Here is a 20713-nt window from a genome sequence, read left to right as displayed (position 1 = left end):
GGGCGGTTGAGAGCGGCGGGGCGACAGTGGAGGGTTGAGGCATGCGTACTGCTTACAGCGTGGAGACCGTACGGACCGCCGAGCGCGAACTGATGGCCAGGCTGCCGGAGGGCGCCCTTATGCAGCGGGCCGCCGCCGGGCTCGCCGCGGCCTGCGCGGATCTGCTGGGGAAGGTGTACGGCGCCCGGGTCGTGCTGCTCGTCGGGAGCGGGGACAACGGGGGAGACGCCCTGTACGCGGGCGCCCGCCTGGCCCGGCGCGGCGCGGGGGTGGCGGCGGTGCTGCTGGCCCCCGACCGCGCCCATCAGGGCGGCCTGCGGGCGCTGCTCGCGGCCGGCGGGCGGGTCGACGACGTGTCGGCGGTCGGCCGGGCCGACCTCGTGGTCGACGGGATCACCGGCATCGGCGGCCGGGGCGGGCTGCGGCCCGATGCGGTGGCCGCCCTCTGGGCGGTGTCCGACGCGGTGCCGGTGGTCGCCGTGGACCTGCCGAGCGGGGTGTCCGCCGACACGGGAGAGGTCGTCGGCGAGGCCGTACGGGCAGACGCGACCGTGACGTTCGGCGCGTACAAGCCTGCGCTGCTCATCGATCCGGCCGCCGAGTACGCGGGGGCCCTGCGGCTCGTGGACATCGGGCTCGACCTGCCCGTCGTACCGGACTTGGAGTCGCTCCAGTACGCGGACGTGGCGGAACTGCTGCCGATGCCCTCGGCGGAGAGCGACAAGTACCGGCGGGGCGTCGTCGGCATCGTCGCCGGCTCGGCACGTTATCCGGGGGCGGCCGTGCTGGCCGTGTCGGGCGCCCTGCGGGGCGGGGCCGGGGCGGTGCGATACGTCGGGCCTGCCGCCGACGCGGTGATCGCGCGGTTCCCGGAGACCCTGGTGCACGCCGGGCCGCCGGCGAAGGCGGGACGCGTCCAGGCGTGGGTCGTGGGCCCGGGCCTCGGGGACGACAGGTCGGCGGTCGACGACGTACTGGCCTCCGACGTGCCGGTCCTGGTTGACGCGGACGGTTTGCGGCTGCTGGACGCGTCGGCCGTACAGGCCCGGTCGGCGCCGACCCTGCTCACCCCGCACGCGGGCGAGGCGGCTGCGCTGCTCGACGTATCACGCGAGGAGGTCGAGGGGGCGCGGCTCGCGTCGGTACGGGCGCTGGCGTCGCGTTACGGTGCGACCGTCCTGCTCAAGGGTTCGACCACCCTCGTCGCGGCCCCTTCGGGCGACACACCGGTCCGGGTGAACCCGACCGGCACCCCCTGGCTGGCCACGGCGGGCAGCGGCGATGTCCTGTCGGGCCTGGCGGGCTCACTGCTGGCGGCCGGACTCGACCCCAGGGACGCGGGCTCCGTCGCGGCCTATCTGCACGGCCTGGCCGCCCGTCGGGCTTCCGGCGGGGCCGCTGTGGTCGCCCAGGACGTGGCGGACGGCATCGCGGCGGCCTGGCGGGACGTCTGCGAGTGAGTCTGCGGGGGAGGGGAGCCGGGCTGCCTGGCCCTGGGGCGCCCCGTCCTGTCCCGGTCGGGTCCTATCCAGGTTCAGTCCAGTCCCGTTCAGTCCAGTCCCGTTCAGTCCAGTCCCGTTCGGTCCAGTCCCGTTCAGTCCAGCCCCGTCTCTTCCAGTCCCGCCCGGGGCCCGGCGGCATGAGGCCGCAGGGCGTGCGCCCGCGCTCTGGGAGGGACCCCGATAGGGAATCCGAGTGGGAAGGGGAGTGGGAATCCGCTCTGAGAGACTGGGTCGCGATGACGGGGACAGACAGATGACTGAGGCACGTAGATGACCGGGACTCGTAGTGAGCGGGGCACCGAGGCAGCTGGGGCGTGCGGTGACCGGGGCGCCGGAACACCCGGGGCACTCATGCGAGCGCGCGCGGAGATCGATCTCGGCGCGCTGCGTGCCAATGTGCGCGCGCTGCGCGCCCGTGCGCCCCGTGCCCAGCTCATGGCTGTGGTCAAGGCGGACGCGTACGGCCACGGCATGCTGCCCTGCGCCAGGGCCGCACTTGAGGCCGGAGCCGACTGGCTCGGTACTGCGACCCCGCAAGAGGCTCTCGCACTGCGCGCCGCGGGTATCGAGGCCCGGCTGCTCTGCTGGCTGTGGACGCCCGGCGGGCCGTGGCGGGAGGCGATCGAGGCCGATATCGACGTGTCTGTGGGCGGTATGTGGGCGCTCGACGAGGTACTGGACGCGGCGCGGGCAAGCGGCCGTACGGCCCGTATCCAGCTCAAGGCCGACACCGGTCTCGGGCGCGGCGGCTGCCAGCCCGCCGACTGGCCCGAACTCGTCGGAGCCGCAGTAGCAGCTGAGGCCGAAGGGCTGGCCGATGTCACCGGGATCTGGTCGCACTTCGCGTGCGCCGACGAGCCCGGCCATCCGTCCATCGCGGCGCAGCAGGCCCGCTTCGACGAGGCCATCGCGTACGCCGAGAAGGCGGGGCTCAGCCCCGAGGTCCGGCACATCGCCAACTCGCCTGCCGTGCTGACGCTGCCCGGGACGCAGTACGACCTGATCCGTCCGGGCGTCGCGCTCTACGGCATCTCACCCGTGCCGCAGCTCGGCACGGCCGCCGACTTCGGCCTGCGCCCCGTCATGACGCTCAGCGCCCGCCTGGGCCTGGTCAAACACGTACCGGCGGGGCACGGTGTCAGTTACGGCCACCACTACGTCACCTCGTCCGAGACCACACTCGGCCTGGTCCCCCTCGGGTACGCGGACGGTGTCCCGCGCCACGCTTCGGGTAAGGGGCCGGTGCTGGTCGGCGGGAGACTGCGGCGGGTCGCGGGCCGGATCGCCATGGACCAGTTCGTCGTGGACCTGGAGGGGGACGAACCCCCTCCGGGTGCGGAGGCGGTGCTGTTCGGGCCGGGCGACCGGGGCGAGCCGACCGCCGAGGACTGGGCCCGGGCCGCGGACACGATCGCGTACGAGATCGTCACCCGCATCGGGTCACGAGTGGACCGTGTGTACGTGAATGAGGGACCGGACGAGCAGCAACCGACCTGCAGTGACCCGGGCAATCCGTAACCCGGGCAATCCGTAACCCGGACGTCAAGTGAACCGGCGTTCAGTATCCGGACAGGCGGCAGCCGGACGATCAGTAGACGATCAGTAGGAGAGCGGCACGGTGAGCGAGAGCACCAGCGCGAATGTGGCCCAGGCCGCTGCGGCGGGCGTCAGCTGGCGCAGGGCCGGTGGCTTCGCCGGCGCCGCGATCGGTGTGCTTGCGGCCGGTGCGGCGGCAGGCGTGGCTGTCGAGCGGCTGACGGTCGGCCGCGGCATGCGCAAGAAGGCGCGGCTCGCCCTCGACGCCTCGGGTCCGTACGGCTCACTGCGCGGCAGGCCGGGCCGGGCGGCCGCCGATGACGGGACCGGGATCTACTACGAGGTCGACGAGGTGGACGCCTACCCGCCGGGGCAGCTCAGCGGCGTGCGGGCGTCGGATGCCGGAGGTGCGCCGGGGGGAGCCGGGGCCGCAGGTACGGCCGGTGAACCAGGTACGTCAGGGGCACCGGAGACGGCGGCTGGGACCGGCGGGGCAGCCGGCGCGGGTAAGCGGCGGCTGACCGGGCGCGGGGCCGCTGACCCCGTCACGGTCGTCTTCTCGCACGGTTACTGCCTCAGCCAGGATTCCTGGCACTTCCAGCGGGCCGCACTGCGCGGTGTCGTCCGGACCGTCCACTGGGACCAGCGCAGCCACGGCCGCTCGGAGCGCGGCAGGGCGCAGGCCGACGGCGTACCGCTCACGATCGATCAGCTCGGCCGCGATCTGAAGGCAGTCATCGACGCGGCAGCGCCGGAGGGGCCTCTGGTGCTGGTGGGGCATTCGATGGGCGGCATGACGATGATGGCGTTCGGCGAACAGTTCCCGGAACTGGTCAGAGACCGGGTCGTCGGCGCCGCTTTCGTCGGCACCTCCTGCGGGAAGCTCGGCGAGGTCAGTTTCGGGCTTCCGGTGGCGGGCGTGAACGCGGTGCGGCGCGTGCTTCCCGGCGTACTGAAGGCCCTCGGATCCCAGACGGAGCTGGTGGAGCGGGGGCGGCGGGCCACGGCGGACCTGTTCGCCGGGCTGATCAAGCGGTACTCGTTCGGTTCGAAGGACATCGACCCCGGCGTGGCGCGGTTCGCGGAGCGGCTGATCGAGGGGACAGCGATCGACGTGGTCGCGGAGTTCTATCCGGCCTTCACCGACCACGACAAGGCGGACGCGCTGGCTGCGGTCTTCGCCGAGGTGCCCGCACTCGTCCTGGCCGGTGAGAACGACCTGGTGACACCGAGTGCGCACAGCCAGATCATCGCCGATCTGCTGCCCGCGGCCGGACTGGTCATCGTTCCCGACGCCGGGCACCTGGTCATGCTCGAACATCCGGAGACCGTGACCGGACGGCTGACCGAACTGCTGGCGAGGGCGGGTGCGGTACCGGCAGACGCTAACGTTGGCCTGTATGGAAGCACCGCACAGCCCGGCAGCTGACACGGCCGCCGCATTCGCCACCCGTCTGACCATCGACTCCCCCGACCGCATGCAGGAGTTGGGACGTCGCCTCGCCGTACTGCTGCGTCCCGGCGATCTGGTGATGCTCTCCGGTGAACTCGGCGCGGGCAAGACCACGCTCACCCGTGGCCTGGGCGAGGGCCTCGGCGTGCGCGGGTCTGTTACGTCCCCGACCTTCGTCATCGCCCGTGTCCATCCGCCGCTGGGCGGCGGTCCCGCGCTGGTGCATGTGGACGCGTACCGGCTGGGTGGCGGGCTCGACGAGATGGAGGATCTCGATCTGGACGTCTCGCTGCCCGACTCGGTGATCGTGGTCGAGTGGGGCGACGGGAAGGTCGAGGATCTGTCGGACGACCGGCTCCGGGTGGTCATCGAGCGGGGTGTGGGCGACACGGACGACGAGCGCCGCGTGGTGACGGTCAGCGGGTTCGGGGCACGCTGGGCGGCAGCGGAACAGGACGCGGACCTCGACGGGCTTCGGGCGCTGGGGGAGAGCTGAGGGGCCCCGGGGGGGGTGACCGGCTCCCGGGCTGAGCGGGCTCCCGAGCGGAGGGGGATCTGGGGCCCTGAGGGGCGGCGATGGGGCTGGGCTGCCCGGGGGTCCCAGACGAGGGTTCGGTGGGGTTTCGGGCGGCCCGGGGGATTTTCCTGGAATTTCCCGGAAGGGCTGAGGGCTTCGGATGGCCTGAGAAGCCCCTGAGGAGAAGGAACCCCCGTGCTCGGGACCGCCTGAGCAGTTCGCATACGCATCCGGAAATTCACCCCGTACTTTCCGACAAGCCGTCGGCAAGGTGTTGCACAGATCCCACCAGGCGTGGTCACATGGATACCAAGACCTGGTTAGGTCTACCTAACCATGCCTGACGAGGAGGCAGCCATGTCCGCATCGGAGACCGAAGCGCAGTCGCCGTCCCCCATGTCGATGCGCGATCTACTCGCCTCTTGCGAGGCGGCGAACGCCGTGTCCACACCACCGCGTGCCCCTGCGCCCGAGCCCGCTGTCGTCACCGGGGAACCTGAAGAGCGCGACGCCGCGTAATCCGTACGGGTTAAAGCTCGGTCGTCGAAGGGTTGCGCAGGGAGGCCGCGCGAGCCAGGCAGCAGCCGCGGGTGACTAAGCGGTCGGCTCCGTAAATCCTTCGGGGGCTGATCACGTCGCCCGTCCGACAGAGGATTCTTCCTGGTGATCGGCGGTGTGCCGGTCGAGCCTGGCCAGTAGATCGTCCAGGTCGGAGGTAGGGAACCTCCACTGGAACGGCTGTGCTGTGCGTTGTAGCGCTCTTCGAAGGCTCGGAGCCGGCCCCTGACCTGAGCGAGGTCGGTGAAGTCGTTGGGGTGGACGACCTTGCGCTGCACGACCTTGAGCTGCCCAACGGAGAGGTAGATCTCCACTTGGTTCAGCCAGGAAGCATGCACTGGGGTGCGAATCAGCACCGCGTCCGGGAAGGCGGTCGGCAAGCGGTCGGCAACCGGTCGGCAGCCTTCTTGCCGCGGTGGGAGGAGCCGTTGTCCACGATCCAGAACACGCGTTTCGCGCTGGCGTAGGGCTCGCGGGTCATGTCCTGGGTGACCAGGTTCATGAACGGGTCGATGCCGGTGGTCTTCTCACAGCGGCCGAGAACGTCTTCGAGGCGTGGACGTCGTAAGCGGCCAGGTAGGCCAGGGCGCCGCCGCGTCCGTAGGTGTGGTGCACCCGCATCGCGCGGGCCTGGCCCGGGGCGAGGGCGGGGTGGCAGCGGGCCCTGGGTGGAGGTCTTCTCGGCGCTGATACGTACTCGTCGGCGTCGGGCCAGGTGCGGGCGTACAGGTCCAGCACACGCTGGGCTTTGGCGCGGAAGTCGGGGTCGGCGATGAAGATCCAGGAGCGGTGCTGCCAGGGCTTGAGCGCATCGTCGGCCGGCCAGCGGCGCAGGGACGACGCCGACATGAACACGGCGATGCCCCGCCGGGTGGCCTCATAGGCCAGTTCCGGGCATGAGCGGCGCGACAGCGGCACTCCGCTCTCGGCGGGCAGCCGGCAGGCCAGCGCCTTGACCTCGGCAACCGCAGCGGCGTGAATACCGGCGGGCGGCCGCAGCGTTGACGGTCTTTGAGCCCGGGCAAGCCCTGTCCGGCGAACCGGCCACGCCAGCAGCGCACGGTGCCCAGGTGCCGCCCCGTCTCCTGGGCGATGCGCGCGTTGCGGCGTCCGCGTGCGGCGTGCAGCACCACTTGTGCACGCACCGCAGCCGGTGCTCGGTCTCGTGGCCGTAGGCCATCGCCTTCAGCCGCGCGCGTTCGGCGGCACTCCGGGCTATTCCGACAGGCAGTGCGGAGGGGTATGGCGGGCGAGCCGATCGGCCGAAGTGGATCACTGGCAGGCCGCAGCCTTCCGCGCCCGCCGTGGGAGCGGAGCCCAGGCATCGCGGCGGTCAGCGGGCGCCCGAGCTTGGACTCACCAGATCACTCCGTCACTGGCAGGCACTCGGCGAGCAGGCCGACAACATCGCGCCAGGCTCGCTGTGCGTGCCGTGGGTGGTAGCCGACGCCGGGGCGCACGGAATGGTCGACCGGCGGGTGGTGGAAGGCGTGCAAGGCGCCGCCATAGACCACGAGGCGCCAGTCGACGCCTGCGGCCTGCATCTCGGCGGTGAACGCGTCCCGCTGCGCGGGCGGCATGATCGGGTCTTCCGACCCGACCCCGGCCCACACCGGGCAGCGAATGCGCGCCGCCTCGCCCGGTCGGCCCGTGACAGTCGCGTTGACTGTCCCGATCGCGCGCAGGTTGACGCCGTCGCGCCCGAGTTCGAGCGCGACTGCGCCCCCGGTTCCGTAGCCGACGGCGGCGATCCGGTCGGGGTCGGTCCGCGGTTGGGCGCGCAACACGTCGAGCGCCGCGTGGCCGATGCCCCGCAGCCGGTCGGGGTCGGCGAGCAGCGGCATGCAACGGGCCAGCATCTCCTCAGGGTTGCCCAAATAGCGCCCGCCGTGGAGGTCGAAGGCCAGCGCCACGTATCCCAGCTCGGCGAGAGCATCGGCCCGGCGGCGCTCGACGTCGCTGAGCCCGGTGCCCTCCGGTCCGAGCAGCACCGCGGGCCGGCGGTCGGCACCGGCCGGGAGCGCGAGGTGTCCGATCATCGTCAGACCGTCGGCCGGGTACTGGACCGTGCGCGTGGTAATCGTCGTCATGGGACTGGACCGTAGTGATCGCCGAGTCCGGTCGGGCCGGGGTTCGCCGCTGGCAGAACAGCGCGGGTGCCCTCCGAAATGCGGCGGTGCTCACAAGATCCGTCACAACCCCGGTTCCCACGGCAGCACCTGCCTCCGCACCACGCACGCCACAGGTTCCGGAGTCAACCCCGAAGGATTTACAGAGCCGACCCTAAGGCACGACGACGATCTTGGTGCCGTACGTCGCGAGTGGCCACATCGCGTCGCCGTCCGCGCGCTTCATCCGGATTCCACCGGTCTTCTGCTGCGGGTCGGGGCTGGACATCGAGTTGTCCGTAGCGGCGCTGAACCCGACCGTCACCCCGTCGACGCTCGCGAACCGCACTACATGCTCGATCGGCACCCCGTCGGAACCCATGGTGCTGCCTGTGCGCGAAGTCACCTGGTACGTCCCCGGCCGCGGGTTCACCACGCTCGGCATGACCTCGAAGGTCCGCACGCCGACCCCGGTGTCGCTCACCAGCCACACCCGCTTCGCCCTGAGCGAGTACACGACGCGGGAGCCCGCACCCGAGTGCGGCGGCACCGCGTGGCTGTTCTGCTTTCCCGGCTTCGTCGGGGTGCCCGACGGGTTGGCAGAGGAGGACGCTGAGGACGAGGGCTTGGGGGCCGCGAGGCCGGCGGGGGCATTGGCCGAAGCCTGGTAGGCGAGGAAGCCGACCACGGCAAGCGCTGCCCCGGTGAGCCCGGCCACGATTCCCGAGCTGCTCCTTGACACCTGAGGCTCCCCATTTCTCGTACGTATTCTCGGTGACGGTAGCAGCAGCGGGCTGACTGGACGGGGCGGCGTGCCCCCGTCGCGGGAGCCGTAGGCTGTTTGTGTGCTCCTGCTCGCTGTTGATACCGCCACGCCCGCCGTCACTGCCGCCCTCCACGACGGAACATCCGTGGTCGCCGAGTCCAGTCGGACCGACGCCCGCCGTCATGGGGAGCTGCTGCTGCCCACCGTCGATCATGTTCTCGCCGAAGCCGGACTGAAACTGGACGCCGTCACGGGCATCGTCGTCGGCGTGGGGCCGGGACCCTACACCGGGCTGCGCGTCGGGCTGGTGACGGCCGCCACGTTCGGGTCCGCTCTGGGCGTGCCCGTGTACGGGCTGTGCACGCTGGACGGCCTCGCATACGCGTCCGGGCTCAGCGGCCCCTTCGTCGTCGCGACGGACGCCCGGCGCAAGGAGGTCTACTGGGCGCGGTACGACGGATTCCGGACCCGGCTGGGTGAGCCCGCCGTGGACCGGCCCGCGGACATTGCCGAACAGGTCGCGGGGTTGCCTGCGGTGGGGGCCGGCGCGTTGCTGTATCCCGATACCTTCCTCGACGCGCGCGCTCCCGAACACGTACCGGCGGGGGCCCTCGCGGCACTGGCGGCCGAGAAGCTGGCGCGGGGAAGCGGTGCTGACGGAAATGGGGCTGGCGCTGACGGAAATGGTGCTGACGGGGCCTGTGCTGAGGGGAGCAGTGGCGGCGGAATCCGGGGCGAAGGAATGCATGTCGATGGCAGTGCCGGCGGCGGAGCCGGGATCGAGACGGGTGACATGGTGATCGCTGAAGGGTTTCTTCCGGTCACGCCGCTCTATCTGCGGCGCCCCGACGCCCAGGTGCCGAAGAACTACAAGGTGGTCACCCCACAGTGACGGCCGTACTGCGCGAGATGCGCTGGTGGGACATCACGCCCGTGCTGGAGCTCGAACACGAGCTGTTTCCCGACGATGCCTGGTCCGAGGGCATGTTCTGGTCCGAGCTCGCCCACGCGCGCGGACCGGCCGCGACCCGGCGCTACGTGGTCGCGGAGACCGCCGAGCGGATCGTCGGCTACGCGGGCCTCGCGGCTGTCGGCGGCATGGGCGACGTACAGACGATCGCCTCGGCCCGGGATCAGTGGGGCACAGGCCTCGGCGCCGAGCTCCTGACGGATCTCCTCAAACACGCCACCGCCTTCGAATGCGCTGAGGTCCTGCTCGAAGTACGGGTCGACAACATCCGTGCCCAGAAACTCTACGAACGCTTCGGCTTCGAGCCCATCGGCTTCCGCCGGGGCTACTACCAGCCGGGCAATGTGGACGCGCTCGTCATGCGCCTCGAACTGCGCCCGGAAATGGGCCTCGCACAAGGAACAGAGATCCATGGCTGACGAACCTCTCGTACTCGGCATCGAGACCTCCTGCGACGAGACAGGGGTCGGTATCGTCCGCGGGACGACACTGCTCGCCGACGCGGTCGCGTCGAGCGTCGACACGCATGCCCGCTTCGGCGGAGTCGTGCCTGAGATCGCTTCGCGCGCGCATCTGGAAGCGATGGTTCCGACCATTGAACGGGCGCTGAAGGACGCCGGGGTCGCCGCGAGGGATCTCGACGGGATCTCCGTGACGGCGGGGCCCGGTCTCGCTGGGGCCTTGCTCGTCGGCGTATCGGCGGCCAAGGCGTACGCATACGCGCTGGGAAAACCGCTGTACGGCGTCAACCATCTGGCCTCGCACATCTGTGTGGACCAGCTGGAGCACGGGCCGTTGCCCGAACCGACGATGGCGTTGCTCGTATCGGGCGGACACTCGTCGCTGTTGCTGGCGCCTGACATCACTGCGGACGTCCGGCCGCTGGGCGCGACGATCGACGACGCGGCCGGCGAGGCCTTCGACAAGATCGCACGCGTGTTGAACCTCGGCTTCCCGGGTGGGCCGGTCATCGACCGACTGGCACGGGAGGGAGACCCGACGGCGATTGCGTTCCCGCGCGGGCTGACGGGGTCGCGCGACGCGGCGTACGACTTCTCGTTTTCCGGGCTCAAGACATCGGTGGCACGCTGGGTCGAGGCGAAGCGGGCGGCGGGCGAGGAACTTCCGGTGCGCGATGTGGCGGCGTCGTTCCAGGAGGCGGTCGTCGATGTACTCACGCGGAAGGCCGTCCGTGCGTGCAAGGACGAGGGCGTCGACCACCTGATGATCGGCGGTGGTGTCGCCGCCAACTCCAGGCTGCGCGCACTCGCCCAGGAACGGTGCGAGCGGGCCGGTATCCGACTGCGAGTACCTCGTCCCGGACTGTGCACGGACAACGGCGCGATGGTCGCGGCACTCGGTGCGGAAATGGTGGCGCGGAACAGGACGGCATCGGACTGGGAACTATCCGCGGACTCGTCGTTGCCCGTGACGGACCCGCATGTGCCCGGTGTCGCACGGAATCATGGTGAGGGGGCTGACCATGCCGATGTGGACGGTCCGGGGCATGGCCGGGCGGGTGGACGGGGGCTTGGTGGTGGGCCCGTACATGATCACGACCATGTCCACGAGATCAGCAAGGGCAACCTCTACTCATGACCGTCGCGCTGATGTGGGAGGCACGCGCGGCGGACGGCCGGGGCGGCGAGTTGCTGGAGTGGGCGCGGCAGCAGGCACAGGCAGAGGTTCCCAGGGAGGGCGTGGAGGGAACGAGCTGCCCTCTGCGCCGCGAGTTTCTGCGTGCTCCGCAGGACCGAGTGCTGGTCCTCACCTGGTGGGACGCTCCTTACGATGCGGACCTGCCCGAACTTCCCGAACCCGACGCTGACTTGGTCACTCGTGCGGTGCACCGGTGGCGCTTTGAATCGGTCTGGGCGGAGTAGCGGTCTGGGTGGAATGGGCCGGCTGTGGCTGTGTTCCCTGGACTGCCCACGCACGCGTTGCTCGCTGGTCATCCGGGCCGAATGCTTCGCCGCTACCTGCTCTTAGCCTGGATCGGTAGCCGGCCCTGGAGGTGCCTGGCGCCTTGCTATTCCGCGTAGTTACGCGGCGTATTGAGGTAGATGTGGCCGGTCGGACTGACCCAGGTGGTGATTCCGGTGACTGAGTCCCGCGTGACGCTCCAGTTGCCGCGGTGTTTCATCAGGTGGTGGCGACGGCAGATCGGGATGAGATTCTCCGGGACTGTCTTCCCGCCCGACTCGGGATGTCCGTGATCGAACTCCTTGACGTGGTCGAGGTCGCATCGCTGTGCGGGCATGCGGCAGGAAGGGAAGGCGCACTGCTGGTCTCGGGCGATGACGTGCCGTTCGGTTTCGGCGGTGGGGCGGTAGCTGGTGGGGTCGGTCTTGATGAGCAGGCCTGTTTTGGGGTGGGTGATCAAGCGGCGCCAGATCGTTCCCTCGGCGAAGGCGATGGTGCGGGCCTGCGTAGCGGTGATGGGACCGTAGCCCTTCAGCTCTGCGGGATCCTCACTCGCTCCGATCAGTACGTCGAGGGGCACGGTCACGTGCACGAGCGCCGTGGCGGCGGCGGGCCGACCAGAGAGGCCCTGGGGCGCCTCGGTTTCAGCGGACACCTGGGAACCGCTGAGCAGGACGGGTCGGTTGAGGATGAGATCGGCCAGAGCATCCACTCGACGCTGGCTGAGGGTACGGCCGTCCATGACAAGGGTCGTGGCGTGGGCGTCGACTGCTTGGTCGAAGCGGGCACCGAGGTCCGCAGGCACCGTGGCACCCCAGGTGATCATGCCGTCGTCCTGCGGATAGCGGACGATCTCCCGCTCCTTCGTCCGCAGTTCCAGCCGACGCTGGTAGCCCTCCGGGTCCGCCTTGATTACCTGACGGCGCAGCGCTCGGGAACTCTGGCCAGTGGCCTGGGTGGGCATCTTGGTCGCCATGGCCGTCTCGACTCGGGCGGCTGCCTTCGGTTCGAGCACCCGGCAGGCGTTGGCCAGGTTCCTGGCCTGCATGTAACAGATCTCTCCACCTTCGAGCAGGCCGAGTGTGTTGGAGTACCGGCCGGCCAGTTCCTTGGCGATCCGAAGCCGCTCGGTGGCGGTCGTGTTGCTGATGCGCAGGGCACAGGCCACCTCTTCGGCCGCGTAGTCCCCGTTGTTCAGGAGCTGGCTGTCGGTATCGCGTTCGTGCGGGGGAGGCTCTGACTCGGCATGTGCCGCGATGTCCGCCAGCAGATGGACTTGCCTGGCAGCGAACCACGCTGCGTGGCGCTCCAGTACGGCCAGAGCGTCGATACGTCCGCGCGGCGACAGCTCTTTTGACTCGAGGACTCCGAGGAGCGCAGCAGTCTGGGCTGAGGGGGCTGTCTCCCGTAGGTGAGCGGCCCAGTCGTCCGGTGTCTGAGGGCCGACTGGGTTCGGTGGAGCTGCTGGAACTGCTGGAGTTGAAGACCCCGAAGTACCCGAAGTACCCGAAGTACCCGAAGGAACTGGTGGATCGGGCAGGGCGGGTGCACCGGGCAGCCGGAGTCGGAAGTCTTTGTCCGGCCTGCCTGGTCCGTTCAGTCCGTTCGGCCCGTCCAGCGCGTCCGCCGCGCCAAATGGGGCGGGCGGGCTGGATGAAGGCGGTGGCTCAGGCTCATTTCTGTCCAGCACAGCCGTCTGGGTTACGTACGTCGACCGGTCGCTGCCGACCCGGGTTGCCTGACTGGACTGGGCTGCCCGGATGGACTGGCCTGCCTGGCCGGCGCCTGCCGTTCGGTTCGTCTGATCAGTCTGGATGGTCATGGCCCACACCCCCGTGATTGGCCTCAACTCTCGCCATTCCCTTGGCGAGCCGCACCCTAATCGTTACTCACTCTCTGTAGTAACGCCAGGTTGGGACGCGCTTTCACTCGTATGAATGGCAGATCCGGAACACGGAACTCAACATCGTTGCCCTGCTGCGCGGGACGAGCCAGTGCTGGCCGAGCCCATTGAGTACGGTCGCTCCTGGACGCACGAAGTGCCGTGCAGGGACGGGAGACGTGACTGCTGTGGCCATGAGCGAGCGTCAGTGGGCAAGAGGTCCTGGCCACCCGCCGACACTGTGTCCCCTTGGTGGCAGAGCACCCTTCAGACCCGGCCGGGGAGCCCCTGAGGTCGCGGGTGCTACCTGTGGTGTCCACTGCCACGCGGTCGGGCGCGGTCACGGGGTCGGTCCGTCCCGCCCTGCCTTACGCTGTGGCGCCATGTCCCCCACTCCGCCCGCCATGGACCTCGACCCCGCCCGTCGGGCCGCCTTCGCTCAGGAACTCCGTAACGCGCTCGCGGCGCAGTGCGCCGGCTCGGTGGCGGATCTGCGTGGTTCGCTTGCCCGGGGCACGGCGGATCCGTACAGCGACATCGACCTTGTCTGGACTGTCCCCGACGCGCAGTTCGAGCCCTGTGCGGCTGCCGTCGGACCCTGCCTGGGTGTGGTTAGAGCGGTCGTCTCGCTGCGCAGTGATCCGGATACTCAACGGAATTCTCAATGGCCTTTCCGCCGGAGGCTGTTGTTCCTCGCCTTCCGGGATATGCCACTGTTCTGGCGGCTGGATCTGGAGATCGCGGCAGTGGCCGACGAGTCGGCGGGTCCGGTAAGGGCGGGCACCGGTGAGGACCGAGCGCAGGACGGTGGCAGTGCCGCAGCAGTGTGGGATCCCGAGTGGTCTCTCGCGGCCAGTGCACTCGCCAATGCCGTGACTGTCGTCAAGGCGGTACTGCGCGGGCAGCCGGAGGTGGCAGTGGGGCTGCTGGAGCGCGGTCTGCGGCGGGTCGGCGCCAGCGGGTCGGCGAGCGGCCGGTGGCGTGCGGACGTCGTACGGCTCGCGGACGCGGCAGCCCGGAACGAGCCCGCTCAGCGCCCCCTTGCCAACCAGGTCAAACGCCTTGCGGCGGAGTTGCTGGAGGAGTGAGAGCTCCAGAGAGGAATGCCGGCTCCAGCGAAAAGTAGCAGCCCCAGCGAGGAACGTCAGCTGTAGCTCGGAGCGCGGCTGGTCCTTGGGGCCGCCCTCGCCCCGGGGCCCCACGCCTCGCCCTTCCCCTCGGGGGGCCCCGCTCCCCGCCTCTCCTCCCGCCCCCACAGCGGCCCCCTCCCGGCCCCGCGTCAGGAGCAGCCAGTCCCGTATGCCGGTACCTTCCCGTCCAGCAGATACGCGTTCGCCGTGCCGTCGATGCACGCGCTGCCGTTCCCGTAGGAACAGTGCCCCTCCCCGCCCTTCCAGGTGACCAGCACCCCGACCCCCTTCCCGAGCCGCCGCGCCATCGCCTTCGCGCCGCCGTACGGGGTGGCGGGGTCGCCCGTATTGCCGATGACCAGAATGGGCGGGGCTCCCTTGGCGCTGACCTCCATGTGCTTCATGGCTCCCTTGACGGGCCAGTACGTGCACTGGTTCAGCGCCCAAGCGAACTGCGCGCCGAACAGCGGCGACGCTTTGCGGTAAGCAGGCAGGCGCCGCTCGATCTCGTCTTTCTGCACCGGTACGCCGGAGTCTGCGCAACTGGTCGCGGAGAAGACGTTGTTGCTGTTCGAGTAGTGCCCCTTGGCGTCGCGGCCCGTCATGCTGTCGGCCATTGTGAGCAGCGCCGCCGGGTTGTGCGTACGGAGGTATCCTGCGACCGCGCTCGCCATCCGCGGCCACCCGGACCCCGGCGAGTACAGGGCGCCTTCGATCGCTGTCAGGGCGAGCGAGTCGTTGAGCTTGCGGCCTCCTGCTCCAACTGCGGGGTGCTTCTCCAGACCCGCCACGAGCCCGGTCAGTACCTTCTCGACTCCTTCAGGAGTGGCGCGGTGCAGCGGACAGAGGTACGTGGCCGCGACGCAGGAGCGCGCGAAGTGGTCCAGGGCCAGCTGAAAGCCTTTCAGCTGGTAGAAGGCCCCTTGTGTGAAGTCCTTGTCGGGGTGCATGACCCCGTCGAGCACCGCACGGCCGACCTTCCGCGGGAAGAGGTGGGCGTAGGTCGCGCCGAGCTCCGTACCGTACGAGAAGCCGTAGTAGTTCAGCTTCCTGTCGCCCACCGCCGCGCGGATCCGGTCCAGATCCCTGGCCACATTGGTGGTCGTCAGATACGGCAGGAGCGGGCCGGACTTCTTCGTGCACTGCGCCGCGAAGTTCCGGGTCGCGTCCATCCACCGCCGGACCTCGGCGGGGGTGTCGGGGGTGGAGTCGACGGCGTTGAACGCATCGGTCTCCGGGCCGGTCAGGCAGTGGACGGGTGCGCTGTTGCCGACTCCGCGCGGATCGAAACTCACCAGGTCATAGCGGGTGTTGAGCTTCGCGAACGTGGGGGTGAAGGCAGGCAGTGTGTCGACGCCCGAGCCGCCGGGACCGCCGAAGTTGTAGACCAGCGAGCCGATGCGCTTGCCGGGGCCGGTCGCACGATGCCGGATCAAGGCCAGCGGAATCGTCTTCCCGCCGGGCTTGGCGTAGTCGAGGGGGACGTTCAGAGTGGCGCAGGCCCAGCCGGTGCCGGGAGCCTTGCCGCCGCCCTGTGCCGGGGAGGGCGCGGGGCACGTGGTCCATGTCGGCCGTTCCCGAGCCGGGGATGCCGCGCCTGAGCCGGTGGCTGCCGACGGTGTGGCGGCGGGCGGTGCCGGCGCGGCGGCGAACGCGGGCCCGCCGAGCAGCAGGGAAGCGGCAGCGGCGCATCCCACGGCACGCCCGGCGGCTTTACGCGACACGCCGGCCCACGCCTTACGGGGCGGCTCGCCGGTGGACGCAGCGGCCGGCGCACGGAGCGGCGTGCCGGGCGGCATCCGGAGAGGCGTGCGGAGAAGCCTGAAGGACGGTGAGGGGAGGGACGTGCGGGACGAACGGAGCGACAAACGCGCCGACGGGCGCGACGGCTTACGAGGCGTCATGTCGATCATCCTCTGACGGCCCGTCGGATTCCGCCCGGCGCAAGGTCCGTACGGGGGACGGGCGGGCCAAGCCCCTCCAGCCCGGCCGCCCCAGCCCGTCCAGCCCGGCCCACCCCAGCCCCTCAGCCGCCCCGCCCCTCCCGGCAGACCGGGCCCGGATTACCGTCCGGCCCTACGGCTCCCGGCGTCTGTACGCGTAACCTTGAAGGCCGGGACGCACCGGCCGGGGGAAGGGGCCGCAAGTGAGCTGGTTCTGGTGGGTATTCGTCTTTTTCATGGTCGGCGGCTTCGGCTGGATCGCCGACACGGGCCGCACTGCTCTGCGCACGCGCCATGAGCGCCGGATGGAGCGGCTGGATACAGCCGAGCGGGAGCGCCGGGAGATCGAGGCGGCGCGCAGACCGCCCGAGCCGGTCTGCGGCTGTACGCATCACCTTGCCAAGCATGACCGGCAGGGCAAGTGCCATGAGACCGTCGAGGTTCCGACGTCCTGGGACGAGAACAAGAAACCGCTGAGCTTCGAGCCCGGAGTCTGCAACTGCCAGCAGTACGTGGGGCCGCAGCCGCTCTCCCAGGTGTACGCGGACGAGCTGACGGACCTGGCCTGAGGGAGAGGGGCCGCGGAAGAAGGCCTGAGGGAGAGCACCTCACCGAAGAGGGCCTGAGGTAGAGGGTCTGACGGAGAGGACCTGCGGAAGAGGAGAGTGCCAGACCAGAGGTACGGAATCGCAGTGCCCGGCTCCGTCAGGGGTTCGATGGGGGGCCCGCAGGCTGTCCGATCAGCATCGTCGGCGCGCCGGCGACGCGGGTGAGGATCACGGTGGCCGCGTTCGGCCCCTGCGGCTTGACTCTGCGTCGTACCTCTTCCGGTTCGACTGCGGAGCCGCGCTTCTTGACGGTGAGGTTGCCGACCTCCCGCTCGCGCAGCAGGGCCTTCAGTTTTTTCAGGCCGAAGGGGAGCTCGTCCGTGATCTCGTAGGCCCTCGCATACGGGGTGGGGCGCAGTTCGTCCGCTGTGACGTAGGCGATGGTCTCGTCGATCAGCCCGCCGCCGAGTTCCTCGGCGACCTCGGCGACGAGGTGGGCGCGGATGACGGCGCCGTCCGGTTCGTACAGATACCGGCCCAGTGCGCGTACGGCGGGGTTGGGGAGTCCGCGGCCGGTGAGGGTGGCCCCCGAAGGAAGCAGCGTGGCGCGGCGCGCCCCCGGATCCGTGCCGAACCAGAGCACCGCTTCCTTGACGTCGCCGCCGTCGGAGATCCACTCGGCCTCGGCGCTGTCGGGGATCATCTCGTGCGGGATGCCGGGAGCGATCTTGATGGCTCCCGCTGCCCGGGGCGACCCGCCGGACACCGGGCGGTCGGCCACCGCGCCGACAGCCCAGGACAGCGGCGGTGAGTACGCCTCGGGGTTGAAGATCCGGCCGCGGCCGCCACGCCGTGCCGGGTCGGCGAAGACAGCGTCGTACGAGTCCGTGCCGACCTCCGCCACATCCGTGCACCGCACCTCGATCAGGCTGCTCAGCCCGAGGGCGCCGGCGTTGGCTCGTACGACTTCGGCCGTCAGCGGGTCGCGGTCGACCGCCAGTACGGAGATCCCGGCGCGGGCGAGCGCCAGGGCGTCCCCGCCGATGCCGCAGCACAGGTCAGCGACGCTGCGTACGCCCAGCTCGGCGAAGCGGCGGGCGCGGTACTCGGCGACGGATTTACGGGTGGACTGCTCCACGCCGTTGGGCGTGAAGAACATCCGGTACGCGTCGTCCGCGCCGAATTTCGGCACCGCCCGCTGCCTCAGCCGAGCCTGGGCCAGGGCGGCGGAGACCAACTCGGTGGGGTACGTGCGGCGCAACCGGGTGGCGACGGCCAGCTCCTGTGCGGGGTCGTACTCCCGCAGGGATGCGAGCAGGGCCGCGCCCTCATCGGTGAACAGCGCGGTGAAGGCGTCGAGATCGGTCACCTGTCCATTGTGGGTGATCGCCATTGTGGGCGATGGCTGTCCGTTCATTGAGGGGGACAGGCGGCAAGGGGCGGAGGGCAGGGAGCAGGGGTGAACTACTGGAGGGGCGAGGCACTGGACGGACGAGAGGCGCAGGAGGAAGGCGACATGGCCGGAGCAGATTGGCACTCCGCTTGACCGAGTGCTAACTGCCGTCCTAGTCTCAGTTCTGGCACTCCCCACGGGAGAGTGCCAAATATGGCGACGGGCCGGTCCGGCACCCGCGACGACGGATCCATCCGGTCGCCACTCAGACAGTTCACCCCGTGAGATCTCCGAAGGGGGAGACCGGATCGTGTCGACAACCAGCTCCAAGGTTGCCATTAAGCCGCTCGAGGACCGCATTGTGGTCCAGCCGCTCGACGCCGAGCAGACCACGGCCTCCGGCCTGGTCATTCCGGACACCGCCAAGGAGAAGCCCCAGGAGGGCGTCGTCCTGGCCGTGGGCCCGGGCCGCTTCGAGAACGGCGAGCGTCTTCCGCTTGACGTCAAGGCCGGCGATGTCGTGCTGTACAGCAAGTACGGCGGCACCGAGGTGAAGTACAACGGCGAGGAGTACCTCGTCCTCTCGGCTCGCGACGTGCTCGCGATCGTCGAGAAGTAATTCACCGACGTATTTCTTGATCTGCGCCCCTGGCCCCGCATCTGCTGTGTTCGCACACCGAGTGACGGGCACTGGGGGCGCAGTTCGTTTTTGAGAGGACTGAATCAGCTCCATGGCGAAGATCCTGAAGTTCGACGAGGACGCCCGTCGCGCCCTTGAGCGCGGCGTCAACAAGCTTGCCGACACGGTCAAGGTGACGATCGGCCCCAAGGGCCGCAACGTTGTCATCGACAAGAAGTTCGGCGCTCCCACCATCACCAACGACGGTGTCACGATCGCCCGCGAGGTCGAGCTCGACGACCCGTACGAGAACCTCGGCGCGCAGCTGGTGAAGGAGGTGGCGACCAAGACCAACGACATCGCGGGTGACGGCACCACCACCGCCACCGTGCTGGCCCAGGCGCTGGTCCGTGAGGGTCTGCGCAACGTCGCCGCCGGTGCTTCCCCCGCCTCCCTGAAGAAGGGCATCGACGCCGCGGTCAAGGCTGTGTCCGAGGAGCTCCTCGCGACCGCCCGCCCGATCGATGACAAGTCCGACATCGCCGCTGTCGCCGGTCTCTCCGCGCAGGACAAGCAGGTCGGCGAGCTCATCGCCGAGGCGATGGACAAGGTCGGCAAGGACGGTGTCATCACCGTCGAGGAGTCCAACACCTTCGGTCTGGACCTGGACTTCACCGAGGGCATGGCCTTCGACAAGGGTTACCTCTCGCCGTACATGGTGACCGACCAGGAGCGTATGGAGGCCGTCCTCGACGACCCGTACATCCTGATCCACCAGGGCAAGATCGGTTCGATCCAGGACCTGCTGCCGCTCCTTGAGAAGGTCATCCAGGCGGGGAGTTCCAAGCCGCTGCTGATCATCGCCGAGGACGTCGAGGGCGAGGCCCTGTCGACCCTGGTCGTGAACAAGATCCGCGGCACCTTCAACGCGGTCGCGGTCAAGGCCCCCGGCTTCGGCGACCGCCGCAAGGCGATGCTCGGCGACATGGCCACCCTCACCGGTGCCACGGTCATCGCCGAGGAGGTCGGACTCAAGCTCGACCAGGCCGGTCTCGACGTGCTGGGCACCGCCCGCCGCGTGACCATCACCAAGGACGACACCACCATCGTCGACGGCGGTGGCAAGTCCGACGAGGTCCAGGGCCGCGTCAACCAGATCAAGGCCGAGATCGAGTCCACGGACTCCGACTGGGACCGCGAGAAGCTCCAGGAGCGCCTGGCGAAGCTGGCCGGCGGCGTGTGCGTGATCCGCGTCGGTGCCGCCACCGAGGTGGAGCTCAAGGAGAAGAAGCACCGTCTGGAGGACGCCATCTCCGCGACCCGCGCCGCGGTCGAGGAGGGCATCGTCTCCGGTGGTGGCTCCGCTCTGGTGCACGCCGTCAAGGTGCTCGACGGCAACCTGGGCAAGACCGGCGACGAGGCCACGGGTGTCGCGGTCGTGCGCCGCGCCGCTGTCGAGCCGCTGCGCTGGATCGCTGAGAACGCTGGCCTCGAGGGCTACGTCATCACCTCGAAGGTCGCTGAGCTCGACAAGGGCAACGGCTTCAACGCCGCGACCGGTGAGTACGGCGACCTGGTGAAGGCCGGCGTCATCGACCCGGTCAAGGTCACCCGCTCCGCGCTGGAGAACGCCGCGTCCATCGCTTCGCTGCTGCTCACGACCGAGACCCTGGTCGTCGAGAAGCCGGCGGAGGAGGAGCCCGAGGCGGGCCACGGCCACGGCCACTCGCACTGAGGCTGACACCACGCACGCTTGAGGCCCGGCACCCCTTCACTTCGAGGGGGTGCCGGGCCTCGGTGGTTACGGGGCCGGGCTCGGGTCTCCGGATTCGAGTCACCGGATCCGGGTCTCCCGGCTCGGGTCT

Annotated in this window: 20 protein-coding genes and 1 pseudogene; 13 read left to right on the top strand and 8 right to left on the bottom strand. The window is 69.8% G+C overall.

All coding sequences use genetic code 11. The features are described from left to right. Positions 1-41: 41 nt before the first annotated feature. The 5 genes from OG452_RS13260 to OG452_RS13240 all read left to right on the top strand — a co-directional run bounded on the left by OG452_RS13260 (position 42) and on the right by OG452_RS13240 (position 5527). Complete coding sequence (locus tag OG452_RS13260; RefSeq protein WP_327295840.1) at positions 42-1460, top strand: NAD(P)H-hydrate dehydratase; 1419 nt, start codon at positions 42-44, stop codon at positions 1458-1460. A gap of 393 nt (positions 1461-1853) precedes the next feature. After that, positions 1854-3020 carry an alanine racemase gene (gene alr / locus OG452_RS13255; RefSeq protein WP_327295839.1) on the top strand — a complete coding sequence of 389 codons (1167 nt, stop codon included), beginning with the start codon at positions 1854-1856 and terminating at the stop codon, positions 3018-3020. 100 nt (positions 3021-3120) lie between these two features. Continuing rightward, positions 3121-4467, top strand: a complete 1347-nt coding sequence (locus tag OG452_RS13250) for an alpha/beta fold hydrolase (RefSeq protein ID WP_327295838.1) — start codon at positions 3121-3123, stop codon at positions 4465-4467. Next, positions 4439-4987 carry a tRNA (adenosine(37)-N6)-threonylcarbamoyltransferase complex ATPase subunit type 1 TsaE gene (gene tsaE, locus OG452_RS13245; protein WP_327295837.1) on the top strand — a complete coding sequence of 183 codons (549 nt, stop codon included), beginning with the start codon at positions 4439-4441 and terminating at the stop codon, positions 4985-4987. Before OG452_RS13250 ends, tsaE begins: the two co-directional genes overlap by 29 nt. Before the next feature lie 378 nt (positions 4988-5365). Then, entirely contained in the window at positions 5366-5527 is a 162-nt protein-coding gene (locus OG452_RS13240; RefSeq protein WP_327295836.1) for a hypothetical protein, read from the top strand. A 388-nt stretch (positions 5528-5915) separates the two neighbouring features. Here the strand turns inward: OG452_RS13240 and OG452_RS13235 are convergent, their stop codons facing one another. The 5 genes and pseudogenes from OG452_RS13235 to OG452_RS13215 form a co-directional block, all read right to left on the bottom strand. Continuing rightward, a complete protein-coding gene (locus tag OG452_RS13235; RefSeq protein WP_327295835.1) occupies positions 5916-6068 on the bottom strand; it encodes a hypothetical protein in 153 nt (50 codons plus the stop codon). After that, positions 6065-6415: a hypothetical protein gene (locus OG452_RS13230; protein WP_327295834.1), complete on the bottom strand. Its 351-nt coding sequence runs from the start codon at positions 6413-6415 to the stop codon at positions 6065-6067. The genes OG452_RS13235 and OG452_RS13230 overlap by 4 nt, the downstream gene beginning before the upstream one ends. A 149-nt stretch (positions 6416-6564) precedes the next feature. After that, positions 6565-6891 (bottom strand): annotated as a pseudogene (locus tag OG452_RS13225) (helix-turn-helix domain-containing protein); the annotation flags it as partial. 39 nt (positions 6892-6930) lie between these two features. Continuing rightward, positions 6931-7656, bottom strand: coding sequence for a dienelactone hydrolase family protein (locus OG452_RS13220; protein ID WP_327295833.1), 726 nt, complete (start codon positions 7654-7656; stop codon positions 6931-6933). 193 nt (positions 7657-7849) lie between these two features. Next, positions 7850-8416, bottom strand: coding sequence for a hypothetical protein (locus OG452_RS13215; RefSeq protein WP_327295832.1), 567 nt, complete (start codon positions 8414-8416; stop codon positions 7850-7852). A gap of 103 nt (positions 8417-8519) precedes the next feature. Between OG452_RS13215 and tsaB the strand changes: the two genes are divergently transcribed. Genes tsaB through OG452_RS13195 form a run of 4 tightly spaced genes read left to right on the top strand, consistent with a single transcriptional unit; the run spans position 8520 to position 11293 of the window. Further along, on the top strand, positions 8520-9332 hold the full coding sequence (gene tsaB / locus OG452_RS13210) for a tRNA (adenosine(37)-N6)-threonylcarbamoyltransferase complex dimerization subunit type 1 TsaB (protein WP_327295831.1): 813 nt from the start codon (positions 8520-8522) through the stop codon (positions 9330-9332). Positions 9333-9349: 17 nt separating this feature from the next. Continuing rightward, positions 9350-9829 (top strand): ribosomal protein S18-alanine N-acetyltransferase, encoded by a 480-nt coding sequence (gene rimI / locus OG452_RS13205; protein ID WP_327299613.1) that lies wholly within the window; start codon positions 9350-9352, stop codon positions 9827-9829. Then, complete coding sequence (tsaD, locus tag OG452_RS13200; protein ID WP_327295830.1) at positions 9822-11009, top strand: tRNA (adenosine(37)-N6)-threonylcarbamoyltransferase complex transferase subunit TsaD; 1188 nt, start codon at positions 9822-9824, stop codon at positions 11007-11009. Before rimI ends, tsaD begins: the two co-directional genes overlap by 8 nt. Then, positions 11006-11293, top strand: coding sequence for a hypothetical protein (locus OG452_RS13195; RefSeq protein ID WP_327295829.1), 288 nt, complete (start codon positions 11006-11008; stop codon positions 11291-11293). Before tsaD ends, OG452_RS13195 begins: the two co-directional genes overlap by 4 nt. A gap of 146 nt (positions 11294-11439) precedes the next feature. Here OG452_RS13195 and OG452_RS13190 read toward each other — a convergent pair whose 3' ends face one another. After that, positions 11440-12681 (bottom strand): HNH endonuclease signature motif containing protein, encoded by a 1242-nt coding sequence (locus OG452_RS13190; protein ID WP_327299612.1) that lies wholly within the window; start codon positions 12679-12681, stop codon positions 11440-11442. Positions 12682-13598: 917 nt separating this feature from the next. Here OG452_RS13190 and OG452_RS13185 point away from each other — a divergent pair. Next, entirely contained in the window at positions 13599-14303 is a 705-nt protein-coding gene (locus OG452_RS13185; protein ID WP_327295828.1) for a nucleotidyltransferase domain-containing protein, read from the top strand. Between the two features lie 191 nt (positions 14304-14494). Here the strand turns inward: OG452_RS13185 and OG452_RS13180 are convergent, their stop codons facing one another. Beyond that, complete coding sequence (locus tag OG452_RS13180; RefSeq protein WP_327295827.1) at positions 14495-16069, bottom strand: alpha/beta hydrolase; 1575 nt, start codon at positions 16067-16069, stop codon at positions 14495-14497. Between the two features lie 422 nt (positions 16070-16491). On the opposite strand from OG452_RS13180, the gene OG452_RS13175 reads away from it, so the two are divergent. Then, positions 16492-16857: a hypothetical protein gene (locus OG452_RS13175; RefSeq protein WP_327295826.1), complete on the top strand. Its 366-nt coding sequence runs from the start codon at positions 16492-16494 to the stop codon at positions 16855-16857. Positions 16858-16993: 136 nt separating this feature from the next. On the opposite strand, the gene OG452_RS13170 is transcribed toward OG452_RS13175, so the two are convergent. Continuing rightward, the gene (locus tag OG452_RS13170; RefSeq protein ID WP_327295825.1) at positions 16994-18229 is read right to left on the bottom strand and encodes a class I SAM-dependent methyltransferase; all 1236 of its coding nucleotides are present in this window, start codon (positions 18227-18229) and stop codon (positions 16994-16996) included. A 310-nt stretch (positions 18230-18539) separates the two neighbouring features. Here OG452_RS13170 and groES point away from each other — a divergent pair, with 310 nt between their 5' ends. Next, positions 18540-18848 carry a co-chaperone GroES gene (gene groES, locus OG452_RS13165; protein ID WP_164262571.1) on the top strand — a complete coding sequence of 103 codons (309 nt, stop codon included), beginning with the start codon at positions 18540-18542 and terminating at the stop codon, positions 18846-18848. Positions 18849-18960: 112 nt separating this feature from the next. Then, on the top strand, positions 18961-20583 hold the full coding sequence (groL, locus tag OG452_RS13160) for a chaperonin GroEL (protein ID WP_327295824.1): 1623 nt from the start codon (positions 18961-18963) through the stop codon (positions 20581-20583). Positions 20584-20713 lie beyond the last annotated feature (130 nt).

It is taken from the genome of Streptomyces sp. NBC_01197, from assembly GCF_036010505.1.
GTDB lineage: Bacteria > Actinomycetota > Actinomycetes > Streptomycetales > Streptomycetaceae > Streptomyces.
The sequence above is the reverse complement of the archived record's forward strand: the minus strand, read 5'-3'. Positions and strand labels throughout refer to the sequence as shown.